The following is a 13,687-nucleotide window of genomic DNA, read 5'->3' as shown; positions in this document are numbered from 1 at the left end:
GCATCTAGCCAAAATCAGCCGCCATTGTATCGTCCGCCAGCAAAGTTATCCACATGAAAACGTGCTTTATGGCTATGCAAAATCAATGTGTTAATGAAACGTAAAAGTTATTCATTGAAGAAATTTACTCTGTGGATAACACCATATGAGGGCTTTGCATAACCCGGACCGAAACCCTGTGAAAAACCTGCCTGTGGATAAAAACGCCTTTCATCCTCAGCTTTTGCGCCTGAACTGAACAACGGCAGCACGGCTTTCTTACAGACTTGCCAAACGCTGTAATTACCGAAGATACTAGCCTCCAGCTACTTATCCACAGATAATGGCCTGCGTAAGTATTACAAGCATTACAAGAAAGCTTTAAATAATCTCTTCCTTATATTTCTATTGACCGGCGAATTACCTGCTAATCGGTATTGGTTGGAAATTGACCTATGGCTCGGCTTTCTCTACAATCGCCGGTCTCTTAAAACGGGGGCCATTCCGGCCCGTTGTCGATCAATCAGGTAACACACCATGAAACGCACTTTCCAACCTAGCACCATCAAACGCGCTCGCACCCATGGTTTCCGTGCACGCATGGCTACTAAGAACGGCCGTGCTGTCCTGTCGCGTCGCCGCGCCAAGGGCCGTGCTCGTCTCGCCGTTTAATATTTCTGTCTTGTGGTGAGTCGAGGCTTCGGTCGGGATAAGCGCCTGCTTACTCCGCACCAGTTCAAGGCAGTCTTCGACTCCCCCAGCGGTAAAGCTCCGGGCAGAAATGTCCTGCTGCTAGCGCGTGACAACGACTTAGATCACCCCCGCTTGGGTTTGGTGATTGGTAAAAAGAGCGTCAAGCTCTCGGTCGAACGCAACCGACTGAAACGCCAGATCCGCGAATCGTTCCGCCTCAACCAGGAAAATCTGGTGGGCTGGGACATCGTGGTTGTGGCGCGTAAAGGTTTTGGCGATCTGGATAATGCTGAAGTGGCACACCAATTCAGCAAACTCTGGAAACGTCTTGCTCGTAGTAAACCCAGTCCCGGTGCTAACGCGCCGACTGGGATAAGTGACGGTGCCCATGCGTAAACTGGCTTTGATCCCAATCCAGTTCTACCGCTACGCCATCAGCCCTCTGATGGCGAGTCACTGTCGCTTTTATCCAAGCTGCTCCTGCTATGCGTATGAAGCCATTGATCAACATGGTTTCATGCGCGGTAGCTGGCTGACCGTACGTCGGCTGGGCCGCTGTCATCCGTGGAATCCCGGCGGCTACGATCCGGTTCCTCCTGTGCATAAATCCCGTACCTCTTCGATGGCCGAATAATCATGGATATCAAACGCTCGATCCTGATCGTCGCCCTGGCAGTCGTGTCCTATATGATGGTTCTTCAATGGAACCAGGATTACGGCCAAGCAGACCTGCCGACTCAGAATGTGACAGTCAACAGCACACCAAATAGTGCTGATTTGCCGGATACCCCGGTAGCTACCACTGGTAACCATGACGACATTCCGAGCACCAACAGCGAACAGCTGAAGCCGGATACCTCGGCAATCGCCAACAGCAATGAACTGATTCGGGTTAAAACCGACGTTCTTGATCTGGCCATCGATCCACGTGGCGGTGATGTTGTTAAGCTGACCCTGCCGCAGTATCCACGTCGTCAGGATCGCCCGGATGTTCCATTCCAGTTGTTCGACAACGGCGGCGAGCGCATTTATCTGGCGCAAAGCGGCCTGATCGGCAGTAATGCACCGGACAAATCCAGCGGTCGTGCGCTGTGGAACAGTGCCCAGAAGAACTACCAACTGGTTGAAGGTCAGAATGAGCTGGTGGTTGATCTGACACTGAACGAAGGCGGCATCAACTACATCAAGCGTTTCAGCTTCAAGCGTGGCCTGAACCCAGAATGTTCAGCCAAAGAGCAGATGCTGAAAAAGCCTGGCTGTATTGATCCGTCCTCGTATCAGGTTGATGTGAAATACCTGATCGACAACCAGAGCAGTGAAGCCTGGAGCGGCAGCATGTTTGCCCAGCTCAAGCGCGACAACAGCGATGACCCGTCGAAAACAACCGCAACCAGCACCGCTACTTACCTCGGCGCTGCGATGGCAACTCCTGAGTCGAACTACCAAAAAGTTTCGATGAAGGACATCGACAAGCAGCCGGTTAAAGAAACTGTAAACGGTGGTTGGGTTGCCTGGTTGCAGCATTATTTTGTGACGGCCTGGATACCGGATCAAAATAACAGCAACGTGATCCAAACCCGTAAAGACAGCCAAGGCAACTACATCGTCGGTTACACCAGCCCATCCGTCAGCATTGCTGCCGGTAGCAAAGGTGAAATTGGCGCGACCTTGTATGCCGGTCCAAAAATCCAGAAGCACCTGGGTTCATTGGCGCCAGGCCTGGAACTGACAGTCGATTACGGTATTTTGTGGTTCATTGCCCAGCCGATTTTCTGGTTGCTCGAACATATCCACAGCCTGCTGGGTAACTGGGGTTGGTCGATCATAGTCCTGACCTGCATCATCAAGCTGATCTTCTTCCCACTGTCTGCAGCGAGCTACAAGTCGATGGCACGTATGCGTGCTGTTGCGCCGAAGATGGCGGCCCTGAAAGAACAGTTTGGCGATGACCGCCAGAAAATGTCTCAGGGAATGATGGAGCTCTACAAGAAAGAGAAGATCAATCCGCTGGGTGGCTGCTTGCCGATTCTGGTACAGATGCCGGTATTCCTTGCGCTGTACTGGGTACTGCTGGAAAGCGTCGAGATGCGTCAGGCACCTTGGATGTTCTGGATCACTGACCTGTCGATCAAGGATCCGTTCTTCATTCTGCCGATCATCATGGGTGCATCCATGTTTATCCAGCAGCAGTTGAACCCGACTCCGCCGGACCCAATGCAGGCCAAGGTTATGAAAATGATGCCAATCATCTTCACCTTCTTCTTCCTGTGGTTCCCTGCTGGTCTGGTTATGTACTGGGTTGTGAACAACTGCTTGTCGATCGCACAACAGTGGTACATTACTCGCAAGATCGAAGCTGCAACCAAGGCCGCTAATCCCGCCTAAATGCTGCGCAGCTTCTAAGATAAAGCTAACGCCCCTGTAACAAGGGGCGTTTTGCTATTCAGCGTTTGGAGAAAGTTATGCACAATGCCCGCGATACCATTGCCGCTGTTGCCACCGCACAAGGTCGAGGCGGTGTGGGCATTGTGCGAATCTCCGGACCGTTGGCGGCAAAAATGGCTGTTGCCATTTGCCAGCGCGAGTTATCCCCACGTTATGCCCATTACGGTGATTTTTTCACCGAAGACGACACTGTCATTGACCAGGGCCTGGCGCTGTATTTCCCGGGCCCCAACTCATTCACCGGCGAAGACGTACTCGAATTGCAGGGCCATGGCGGCCCCGTGGTGCTCGATATGCTGCTGCGCCGCTGTGTACAACTGGGTGCACGACTGGCCAGACCCGGCGAGTTTAGCGAGCGGGCGTTTCTCAATGACAAACTCGACCTGGCCCAGGCAGAGGCGATTGCCGACTTGATCGAGGCCAGTTCCGAACAGGCAGCACGCAATGCTGTGCGCTCCCTGCAAGGTGAGTTTTCGAGACGTGTGCATAACTTGACCGAGCGCCTGATCAATCTGCGTATCTACGTTGAGGCGGCGATTGATTTCCCAGAAGAGGAAATCGATTTTCTCGCGGATGGCCATGTGCTCAGCATGCTTCAGGCTGTGCGCGAAGACTTGCTAGATGTTTTGCGTGAAGCCGGGCAGGGCGCACTGCTGCGCGACGGCATGAACGTTGTGATTGCCGGACGGCCGAACGCCGGTAAATCCAGCCTGCTCAATGCGCTTGCCGGTCGAGAAGCGGCAATCGTCACCGAGATTGCCGGCACCACCCGCGACGTTCTGCGCGAACATATCCACATTGATGGCATGCCCCTGCATGTGGTCGATACCGCTGGGCTGCGCGATACCGAAGACCATGTGGAAAAGATCGGGGTCGAGCGCGCCCTCAAGGCCATTAGCGAGGCTGATCGGATTTTGCTGGTTGTGGACTCAACAGCACCGGAAGCCATTGACCCGTTTAGCCTGTGGCCCGAGTTTCTCGATATTCGACCCGATCCGGCCAAGGTGACGCTGATTCGCAATAAAGCAGACCTGAGTAACGAGAACATTGCGCTGGAGGTCAGCAGCGACGCTCATGTCACCATCAGCCTCTCGGCGAAATCCACAGATGGCCTGGACTTGTTGCGCGAACATCTGAAAAGCTGCATGGGTTATCAACAGACTGCCGAAAGCAGCTTTAGTGCGCGCAGACGTCACCTCGACGCGCTCAATCAAGCGCAAGCGCACCTTGAGCATGGTTATGCACAACTGACACTCGCAGGCGCTGGTGAGCTGTTGGCGGAAGACCTGCGTCACGCCCAGCAAGCATTGGGCGAAATTACCGGGGCATTCAGTTCAGACGATTTGCTCGGACGGATTTTTTCCAGCTTCTGTATCGGTAAGTAAGCCTACTTATCCACAGTTTCAGCCTTGGCATGCTGTTGTAAATGCTCGACAAAGGCCCTGACCAAGGCATTGCTCTGCTCAACGGGGGGTGAAACCAGCGAAAACCGCCGGCGTAATTCCAAAGGTGTGTGCAAAACCACCAGCTCACCGGCGTCTACCTGTTCTGCAATCGACAATGCAGACAAACAACCGATTCCCAATCCAGCCTTCACCGATTGCTTGATCGCTTCCTGACGATTCAACTCCAACGCCAACTTAACTTGTCCACAGACTTGCTGAACGGCAGCGTCAAATACGGCACGCGTGCCTGAGCCATGCTCGCGCAAGACCCAACGCTGCTGCGCTATTTGCGTGGCAGTTAACTTACCCACAGCGGCAAGTGGATGGTCGGGCCGGCAGAAGACTGCCAGTTGGTCTTCGCTCCAAGGCGTAATCAGTAAATGGTTATGGGTGGCGGGACCTTCTATCAAGCCAATATGGACCTGGCCCTTTTCCACAGCACTGATGACTTCTCCGGTATTACTGATGCGAACATCGGGATCAACCTGAGGATGCTTGTGGATAAATTGGCTCAACAATTCGGGAAGTAAATAACTTCCAATGGTCACACTGGCTGCAACGCGTAACACACCACTGATTTCATCAGCCTCGCTGTGCATAAGGCTGTCCAGAGCTTGCAGGATCTGTCCCACCTTCGGCAGCGCATTGCGCCCAGCATCGGTAATGACCAGTTCACGACCGATGCGCATGAACAGTGGATAACCTAATTCCGATTCCAGCTCTTTCAACGCCTGACTCGCAGCCGACTGGCTGATGGCTTGGTCATCCGCTGCGGCAGTCAGCCGTCCCAGGCGTGCGGTGGCTTCGAAAATCTTCAGTTGCCTGATCGATACGCTCATAGTTCAGCTCAGCTTATGTAACGCATTAAAACAATCCAATTTTATTAACAGTATCACCGGCGCACTATTAGACCTAACATTTTTCAGCCTTGTGAATAACTATGCGTACTCTGATAGCACTGCCACTGATCGCAATCGCTTCGCTGCTTCTCGCGCAAATCCCAGCGGTTGCCCATTTGGGGCTCAGCGCCCTGCCACTGGCCATTCTGCTCGGCGTTATCTATGGCCACTTCAATCAACAAACGCCAACTGCACGGGAACAGGCATTCACCCGGTTCTGCCAGCAACGCCTGTTGCGCACCGGGATTATTTTGTTTGGCTTCAGCCTCAGCTTTCAACAGATCGTACAAGTCGGTTGGCAAGCTGTTGTCCTGGACATCATGGTCACCACCAGCATTTTGCTGATAGGGACCTGGCTGGGGATAAAACTGTTCAAGTTGCCCCGCGAGCTGTCCATCCTGATATCTGCGGGTAGCGCAATTTGCGGCGCGGCTGCAGTTCTTGCCAGTGAGCCTGTGGTTAAAGCCAAACAACAACACGTGACTGTAGCTGTCGCCACTGTTGTGCTGTTTGGCACGCTGGCCATGTTCAGTTATCCACTGATCTTCCAGTTTAGCGGCATGACTGATCATAACTTCGGGATTTACATCGGCAGCACCATCCATGAGGTTGCTCAGGCAGTTGCTGCGGGTGACTCTGTGAGCGGCGAAGCCTTGCAGGCTGCAGTTGTGGTCAAGCTGATCAGAGTGATGCTGCTGGCTCCCTTCATCTTGATTCTCAGCAGCGTGATGATGCGCAAGAGCAAAGGCCAGGAAACAGCAGGCAGCGCCACACGCAAAATCAACATTCCTTGGTTTGTTCTCGGATTTATTGCTGCAGCCGGTATCAACAGCTGGGTCGCCTTACCTCCAATGGTTATCCACAGCTTGCAGATGATCAGCCAACTGACTTTGGCCATGGCCATGGCAGCACTGGGTAGCCAGACACAATGGCGTGTACTCAAGCAGGCTGGGGCTAAGCCGATGCTGATGGGCGCCATATTGTTCACTTTGTTGATGTGCGGTGGCTTCTTCCTGAACACCTTGGTCATCCCGCAGTAAGACCTTAGGGCCTCTTTATCCACGGTTTTTATGGGTGTGCATAAACCCTGTGGAAAATCGGCCCTAAGCCCGGTCCATAAGCAGGTGACAAAGTTGAGGATAAACTGCCCTGTGCATAAGTAGCTCTTTCATCCACAGCTTAGTGACGGCTATCTGACAGTTAGATGGCAGGCTTAGCACAGTTCCATACATCGCTGTACAGCACGTTTTTATTGGCTTGTAGCAATGTATCCACAGAAAAGTGCTTGCTACTTTATAAACATATAAACAAAGCTTTATAAAAATTCTTTCTTTTTTATTCTTATTTGCTGACTCGTCTGTATTGCCAAATCAGGACCGTTTGGACGCTAAGGGCTGATTGGCTATTTTTTGTGCAAAAGGCTTCTTTAAGGTCGCTTAACTGCCTATACTTACCGGCTATTCAGCTTTTCAGTGGCATTTGAGCGTTATTACGCAATGGCACGCCTTGAGAAATGCCGGACTACCCAGCGAAGTAGGCCCGCGTGTTCTCTGATAAAAGCCTCATTTTTCAGTACAGGCACGAGGTGCGTGGTGGATTTCCCTTCCCGTTTTCAAGTGATCGTTATCGGCGGTGGTCACGCCGGCACCGAAGCTGCGTTGGCAGCTGCACGCATGGGTGTAAAAACCCTACTGCTTACTCATAACGTGGAAACGCTGGGGCAGATGAGCTGCAACCCGGCAATAGGTGGGATTGGTAAGAGCCATCTGGTCAAGGAAATCGACGCACTCGGCGGCGCAATGGCTGAAGCGACCGACAAAGGTGGCATTCAGTTTCGTGTGCTCAACAGCCGCAAAGGTCCTGCAGTCCGCGCTACACGGGCTCAAGCAGATCGCGTGTTGTACAAGGCCGCGATTCGCGAAACCCTGGAGAACCAGGAAAATCTGTGGATCTTCCAGCAAGCTGCAGACGACCTGATCGTCGAGAACGATGAAGTCAAAGGCGTAGTTACCCAGATGGGACTGCGTTTCATGGCAGATTCAGTTGTTCTGACTACGGGAACATTCCTCGGCGGACTTATCCACATTGGTATGCAGAATTACTCTGGTGGCCGTGCAGGTGATCCTCCGTCGATTGCACTGGCGCACCGTTTGCGTGAATTGCCGCTGCGTGTTGGACGTCTGAAAACCGGCACACCACCGCGTATTGACGGTCGTTCTGTGGATTTCTCGGTAATGGCCGAGCAACCGGGCGATACACCGATTCCAGTGATGTCGTTTTTGGGCAGCAAAGAGCAGCATCCGCAGCAAGTCAGCTGCTGGATTACTCACACCAATGCGCGCACTCACGAAATCATCGCCGCCAACCTTGATCGCTCACCGATGTATTCGGGTGTGATCGAAGGCGTTGGCCCGCGCTATTGCCCGTCTATCGAAGACAAGATTCATCGTTTTGCCGACAAGCAGAGCCATCAGGTATTCATCGAGCCGGAAGGCCTGAATACCCATGAGTTGTATCCGAACGGTATTTCGACTTCATTGCCGTTCGATGTGCAGATTCAGATCGTGCGCTCGATTGTCGGCATGGAAAACGCTCACATCGTGCGTCCGGGCTATGCGATCGAATATGACTATTTCGATCCGCGTGATCTGAAATACAGCCTCGAAACCAAAGTCATCGCCGGTTTGTTCTTTGCAGGCCAGATCAACGGCACCACCGGTTACGAAGAAGCCGGTGCGCAAGGTTTGTTGGCCGGTGCTAACGCTGCACTTCGCGCCCAGGGCAAAGATGCCTGGTGTCCGCGCCGCGATGAGGCGTACATCGGCGTATTGGTCGACGACCTGATCACCCTGGGTACGCAAGAGCCGTATCGGATGTTCACCTCACGGGCTGAATATCGCCTGATTCTGCGTGAAGACAACGCCGACTTGCGCCTCACTGAAAAGGGCCGCGAACTGGGCTTGGTCAATTATCAGCGCTGGGCAGCATTTGAAACCAAGCGCGAAGCCATTGCGCTTGAAGAACAACGCCTGAAAAGCACATGGGTGCGCCCGAATACGCCGCAAGGCACGGCGATTGCCGAACGTTTCGGTACGCCGCTGACCCATGAATACAATTTGCTCAACCTGCTGACGCGTCCGGAAATTGATTATCAAGGGCTGGTTGAAGTCACCGGTGGCGGCGCGCTTGATCCGCAAGTTGCCGAACAGGTCGAGATCAAAACCAAATACGCGGGGTACATTGACCGCCAGCAAGAAGAAATCGCCCGCTTGCGCGCCAGTGAAGACACCAAGCTGCCAGCCGATATCGACTATTCAACGATTTCCGGCCTGTCCAACGAGATTCAGGCCAAGCTGAGCGCTACTCGCCCGGAAACACTGGGCCAGGCTTCACGTATTCCGGGTGTCACCCCGGCGGCGATTTCGCTGTTGCTGATTCACCTTAAAAAACGCGGTGCCGGTCGCCAGTTGGAGCAGAGCGCTTGATGAGCGGTGTAAAAACTTTCGTAACAAGCCAGCATGCAGAAGAACTCGCTCGTGGTGCTCGTGAACTCGGTGTTGAGGTTTCTGCCGAACAGCAGCAATTGCTGCTTGGCTATCTCGAATTGCTGATCAAGTGGAACAAGGCGTATAACCTGACCGCGGTGCGTAACCCCGATGAAATGGTTTCGCGGCACCTGCTCGACAGCTTGAGTGTGGTCAAGTTTGTCGCCGAGGCTGGGGATAACTGGCTCGACGTGGGCAGCGGCGGCGGAATGCCAGGTATTCCACTGGCCATCCTGTTCCCGCAGAAGCAATTCACCCTGCTGGACTCAAACGGTAAGAAAACCCGTTTTCTGACTCAGGTAAAACTTGAGCTGAAACTGGCCAACCTTGAAGTTATCCACAGCCGGGTAGAGGCATTCACGCCGGCGCAGCCATTCAGTGGTATTTGCTCCCGGGCATTCAGTTCGCTGCAGGACTTTTCTGACTGGACGCGACATTTGGGCGATGGCAATACCCAGTGGTTGGCAATGAAAGGCGTGCATCCGGATGATGAGCTACAAGCGCTGCCAGAAGATTTTAGTCTGACCGCAACGCATGTTCTCAAGGTTCCCGGTTGCCAAGGTCAGCGCCATCTGTTGATACTGCGACGCTTGGTCTAAGGGGAAAAGCAGTATGGCAAAGGTATTCGCAATAGCTAACCAGAAAGGCGGCGTGGGCAAGACCACCACCTGCGTCAATCTGGCTGCCTCTCTGGTCGCCACCAAACGCCGCGTGCTGTTGATCGACCTCGATCCGCAAGGCAATGCCACCATGGGCAGTGGTGTGGATAAGCATGCGCTGGAAAATTCGATTTATGACGTGCTCACCGGTGAATGCAACCTGGTCGAGGCAATGCAGTTCTCCGAGCATGGCGGTTACCAGCTACTGCCGGCCAACCGTGACCTCACGGCTGCAGAAGTTGATTTGCTTGAAGTGAAAATGAAGGAGAGCCGCCTGCGTAATGCGCTGGCGCCGATCCGCGAGAACTACGATTACATCCTCATCGATTGTCCGCCGGCTTTATCCATGCTCACCGTTAACGCATTGGTGGCATCTGACGGCGTGATCATCCCGATGCAGTGTGAGTACTATGCGTTGGAAGGTTTGAGTGATCTGGTCAACAGCATTCAACGCATCGCCAAGTTGCTCAACCCTGAACTGAGAATCGAAGGTTTGTTGCGCACCATGTATGACCCTCGCATGAGCCTGACCAATGATGTGTCGGCTCAGCTGAAGGAACATTTTGGCGACAAGCTTTATCAAACGGTCATCCCGCGTAACGTACGACTGGCTGAAGCCCCGAGTTTTGGTATGCCGGCGCTGAGCTACGATAAGCAATCGCGGGGGGCCATCGCCTATTTGGCATTGGCTGGCGAATTGGTTCGCCGTCAGCGTGCAAACGCTCGTAAAGCGCCCGCACTGTAATCGAATAAGGAATTGCGCATGGCCGCCAAAAAACGCGGGCTTGGACGTGGCTTGGACGCTCTTTTGGGCGGTTCCACCGTCGATAAGCTGCAAGAAGAAGCCACACAGGTTGATCCTAACGAACTGCAATATCTGCCACTGGACCTGATCCAGCGCGGCAAGTATCAGCCGCGTCGGGATATGGACGTGACTGCGCTGGAAGAACTCGCGCACTCGATCAAGACCCACGGTGTGATGCAGCCCATCGTCGTACGCCCGATCGCCAAGGGGCGTTTCGAGATCGTTGCGGGTGAACGCCGCTGGCGCGCATCGCAGCAAGCCGGGCTGGAAAAGATTCCGGCAATGGTTCGCGAGTTGGCGGATGAAGCCGCCGTGGCCATGGCGCTGATCGAGAACATTCAGCGCGAAGACCTCAATCCGATCGAAGAAGCGATGGCGTTGCAGCGTCTGCAGCAGGAATTTCAACTCACTCAACAGCAAGTTGCCGATGCCGTGGGTAAGTCACGTGTGACCATCACCAACTTGTTGCGCTTGATTAGCTTGCCGGAAGAGATTAAAACATTGCTCTCGCATGGCGACCTCGAAATGGGTCATGCCCGTGCATTGCTCGGCCTACCCCTCGAACAGCAGGTTGAAGGTGCGCGACATGTTGTCGCACGCGGCCTCACTGTGCGCCAAACTGAAGCGCTGGTTCGTCAGTGGTTGAACAGCAAAGAGAAGCCTGCTGCTGTGGCTAAAGCAGACCCGGACATCACCCGGCTGGAACAGCGTCTGGCTGAGCGCTTGGGCTCTCCCGTGCAGATCAAGCATGGACAGAAGGGCAAGGGCCAGTTGGTCATCCGTTATAGCTCGCTGGATGAACTGCAAGGAGTGCTCGCGCACATCCGCTGAAACATTTAGCCATGTAGCACTAGTCGGAAATCACTACCTGACAGTTGAATGGGGCGGCCTGCGCCCCTATACTCTGCGCGCATTTCGACGGCATAAACTATGCCAACTGTGTTGGGATACCCAGTCGTCGAAGCCAGAGGTCTGATTTCAGGAAACAGTGATGGATACCCGCACGCCAAATCGCCTGCCCTTCCATCGTTGGCCGGTCTTCCCGGTTCTTGTCGTACAGTTGATTGTTGCGCTGCTCTTGGCTGCTGTCTTTTGGCAGTGGCGCGGCCCGATCGCAGGATACTCCGGTCTTTGTGGTGGCCTGATTGCATGGCTGCCTAATGTGTATTTTGCCCACAAGGCTTTTCGCTTTAGCGGAGCCCGGGCAGCTCAAGCCATCGTGCGGTCTTTTTATGCCGGCGAGGCGGGCAAATTAATTCTGACGGCAGCGTTGTTTACGCTGACGTTTGCAGGGGTGAAACCTTTGGATGCGCTGGCTGTATTTGGCGTTTTCCTGCTGACCCAACTGGTCAACTGGTTCGCACCGCTGCTGATGAAAACAAGATTTTTGAAACCTTAGGGCGTTTGAGGCAAACATGGCAGAACAAACCGCTTCGGGCTATATCCAGCACCACTTGCAGAACCTGACTTTCGGGAAGCTGCCTTCGGGTGACTGGGGTTTCGCTCACACAGCAGAACAAGCTAAAGAAATGGGCTTCTGGGCATTCCATGTGGATACCCTGGGTTGGTCTGTGGTTCTTGGTCTGGTTTTCATTCTCATTTTCCGCATGGCAGCCAAGCGCGCTACCAGCGGCCAGCCTGGTGGCTTGCAGAACTTTGTTGAAGTGATGATCGAGTTCGTCGATGGCAGTGTCAAAGACACCTTCCACGGTCGTAACAAGTTGATTGCTCCGCTCGCCCTGACCATCTTCGTCTGGATCTTCCTGATGAACCTGATGGACTTGATTCCGGTCGACTTCCTGCCGGTTCTGGCGCAGAAAATCACCGGCAACGAGCACGTCTTCTTCCGCGTAGTTCCGACGACCGATCCAAACGCGACCCTGGGCATGGCCCTGTCGGTGTTTGCTCTGATCATTTTCTACAGCATCAAGGTCAAGGGCATCGGCGGCTTCGTCGGCGAGCTGACCCTGCACCCGTTCGGCAGTAAGAACATTGTGGTTCAGGCGCTGCTGATTCCGGTGAACTTCCTGCTTGAGTTCGTAACACTGGTCGCTAAGCCTATCTCTCTGGCGCTGCGTCTGTTCGGTAACATGTATGCCGGCGAACTGATCTTCATTCTGATTGCCGTGATGTTCGGCAGTGGCATGTTCCTGCTCAGCGCGCTGGGTATTGCCCTGAACTGGGCGTGGGCTGTGTTCCACATCCTGATCATCACGCTGCAAGCGTTCATCTTCATGATGTTGACCATCGTCTATCTGTCGATGGCACACGAAGACAACCACTAATAGCGCACCGCGTACCTGCAAAGGTGCGCAGCGATATCGGTGGACGCCCGCAAGGGCTTGCTGGAAAACGATTTAGCTTTAACGCTTAACCTTAGTAACACTTAACCAATACGACATAAAAGTCGGGAGGAAAAATGGAAACTGTAGTTGGTCTGACTGCGATCGCTGTTGCTCTGCTAATCGGCCTGGGCGCCCTTGGTACTGCCATTGGTTTCGGCCTGCTGGGCGGCAAATTCCTGGAAGGCGCTGCGCGTCAACCGGAAATGGTTCCTATGCTGCAAGTGAAAATGTTCATCGTCGCCGGTCTTCTCGACGCCGTGACCATGATCGGTGTTGGTATCGCACTGTTCTTCACCTTCGCGAACCCCTTCGTTGGTCAAATCGCAGGCTAATCACTCGGTTATTACGAGTGAGATGGTTTGTTGAACAACGAACGAGCGAGGTGTTGGCGTGAACATTAATGCAACCCTGATTGGCCAGGCCGTTGCCTTCTTCATCTTCGTGATGTTCTGCATGAAGTTTGTATGGCCTCCGGTCATTACAGCCCTGCAAGAGCGTCAAAAGAAGATCGCAGAGGGTCTGGACGCTGCCAGCCGTGCAGCTCGTGATTTGGAGTTGGCCCAAGAGAAAGCGGGTCAGCAACTGCGCGAAGCTAAAGCACAGGCAGCTGAAATCATTGAGCAAGCCAAGAAGCGTGGCACTCAGATTGTCGACGAGGCCCGTGAACAGGCCCGCGTTGAAGCTGACCGCGTTAAGGCTCAGGCTCAGGCCGAGATCGAACAGGAAATCAACAGCGTTAAAGACGCCCTGCGTGCCCAAGTTGGCGCACTGGCTGTCGGCGGTGCTGAGAAGATCCTGGGCGTTTCGATCGACCAAAACGCGCATGCGGAGCTGGTTTCCAAACTGGCAGCCGAAATTTAAGCGAGGGCGCG

At 53.8% G+C, this 13,687-nt stretch carries 15 protein-coding genes; 14 read left to right on the top strand and 1 reads right to left on the bottom strand.

Going from position 1 to position 13,687, the window contains the following annotated elements; all coding sequences use genetic code 11:
* Window positions 1-516 precede the first annotated feature (516 nt).
* From rpmH to mnmE, 5 genes are all read left to right on the top strand, one after another.
* Complete coding sequence (gene rpmH, locus PMYSY11_RS21835) at window positions 517-651, top strand: 50S ribosomal protein L34 (RefSeq protein ID WP_003213577.1); 135 nt, start codon at window positions 517-519, stop codon at window positions 649-651.
* 15 nt (window positions 652-666) lie between these two features.
* Entirely contained in the window at window positions 667-1,068 is a 402-nt protein-coding gene (gene rnpA, locus PMYSY11_RS21830; protein WP_170827746.1) for a ribonuclease P protein component, read from the top strand.
* Window positions 1,061-1,306 (top strand): membrane protein insertion efficiency factor YidD, encoded by a 246-nt coding sequence (gene yidD / locus PMYSY11_RS21825; RefSeq protein WP_069900050.1) that lies wholly within the window; start codon window positions 1,061-1,063, stop codon window positions 1,304-1,306. Before rnpA ends, yidD begins: the two co-directional genes overlap by 8 nt.
* Before the next feature lie 2 nt (window positions 1,307-1,308).
* Entirely contained in the window at window positions 1,309-3,057 is a 1,749-nt protein-coding gene (gene yidC, locus PMYSY11_RS21820) for a membrane protein insertase YidC (protein ID WP_150547977.1), read from the top strand.
* A gap of 77 nt (window positions 3,058-3,134) precedes the next feature.
* Entirely contained in the window at window positions 3,135-4,502 is a 1,368-nt protein-coding gene (mnmE, locus tag PMYSY11_RS21815; RefSeq protein ID WP_150547976.1) for a tRNA uridine-5-carboxymethylaminomethyl(34) synthesis GTPase MnmE, read from the top strand.
* A 2-nt stretch (window positions 4,503-4,504) separates the two neighbouring features.
* On the opposite strand, the gene PMYSY11_RS21810 is transcribed toward mnmE, so the two are convergent.
* Entirely contained in the window at window positions 4,505-5,401 is an 897-nt protein-coding gene (locus PMYSY11_RS21810) for a LysR family transcriptional regulator (protein ID WP_150547975.1), read from the bottom strand.
* A 101-nt stretch (window positions 5,402-5,502) separates the two neighbouring features.
* Between PMYSY11_RS21810 and PMYSY11_RS21805 the strand changes: the two genes are divergently transcribed.
* The 9 genes from PMYSY11_RS21805 (at window position 5,503) to PMYSY11_RS21765 (ending at window position 13,676) form a co-directional block, all read left to right on the top strand.
* Window positions 5,503-6,501, top strand: a complete 999-nt coding sequence (locus PMYSY11_RS21805) for a YeiH family protein (RefSeq protein WP_150547974.1) — start codon at window positions 5,503-5,505, stop codon at window positions 6,499-6,501.
* Between the two features lie 552 nt (window positions 6,502-7,053).
* Window positions 7,054-8,946 carry a tRNA uridine-5-carboxymethylaminomethyl(34) synthesis enzyme MnmG gene (gene mnmG / locus PMYSY11_RS21800; protein WP_150547973.1) on the top strand — a complete coding sequence of 631 codons (1,893 nt, stop codon included), beginning with the start codon at window positions 7,054-7,056 and terminating at the stop codon, window positions 8,944-8,946.
* Window positions 8,946-9,605 carry a 16S rRNA (guanine(527)-N(7))-methyltransferase RsmG gene (gene rsmG, locus PMYSY11_RS21795; protein ID WP_090512508.1) on the top strand — a complete coding sequence of 220 codons (660 nt, stop codon included), beginning with the start codon at window positions 8,946-8,948 and terminating at the stop codon, window positions 9,603-9,605. The genes mnmG and rsmG overlap by 1 nt, the downstream gene beginning before the upstream one ends.
* A 13-nt stretch (window positions 9,606-9,618) precedes the next feature.
* The gene (locus tag PMYSY11_RS21790) at window positions 9,619-10,410 is read left to right on the top strand and encodes a ParA family protein (protein ID WP_069900044.1); all 792 of its coding nucleotides are present in this window, start codon (window positions 9,619-9,621) and stop codon (window positions 10,408-10,410) included.
* Window positions 10,411-10,428: 18 nt separating this feature from the next.
* Window positions 10,429-11,301 (top strand): ParB/RepB/Spo0J family partition protein, encoded by an 873-nt coding sequence (locus PMYSY11_RS21785; protein WP_150547972.1) that lies wholly within the window; start codon window positions 10,429-10,431, stop codon window positions 11,299-11,301.
* Window positions 11,302-11,461: 160 nt separating this feature from the next.
* Window positions 11,462-11,869, top strand: coding sequence for a F0F1 ATP synthase subunit I (locus PMYSY11_RS21780; protein WP_069900042.1), 408 nt, complete (start codon window positions 11,462-11,464; stop codon window positions 11,867-11,869).
* A 16-nt stretch (window positions 11,870-11,885) separates the two neighbouring features.
* Window positions 11,886-12,755 carry a F0F1 ATP synthase subunit A gene (gene atpB, locus PMYSY11_RS21775; RefSeq protein WP_090512503.1) on the top strand — a complete coding sequence of 290 codons (870 nt, stop codon included), beginning with the start codon at window positions 11,886-11,888 and terminating at the stop codon, window positions 12,753-12,755.
* Between the two features lie 134 nt (window positions 12,756-12,889).
* Window positions 12,890-13,147 (top strand): F0F1 ATP synthase subunit C, encoded by a 258-nt coding sequence (gene atpE / locus PMYSY11_RS21770; RefSeq protein ID WP_003097235.1) that lies wholly within the window; start codon window positions 12,890-12,892, stop codon window positions 13,145-13,147.
* A gap of 58 nt (window positions 13,148-13,205) precedes the next feature.
* Complete coding sequence (locus PMYSY11_RS21765; RefSeq protein ID WP_090512500.1) at window positions 13,206-13,676, top strand: F0F1 ATP synthase subunit B; 471 nt, start codon at window positions 13,206-13,208, stop codon at window positions 13,674-13,676.
* The last annotated feature ends 11 nt before the right edge of the window (window positions 13,677-13,687 follow it).

The organism is Pseudomonas marincola (assembly GCF_900682675.2).
In the GTDB taxonomy this organism is placed as follows: domain Bacteria; phylum Pseudomonadota; class Gammaproteobacteria; order Pseudomonadales; family Pseudomonadaceae; genus Aquipseudomonas; species Aquipseudomonas marincola.
The sequence above is the reverse complement of the archived record's forward strand: the minus strand, read 5'-3'. Positions and strand labels throughout refer to the sequence as shown.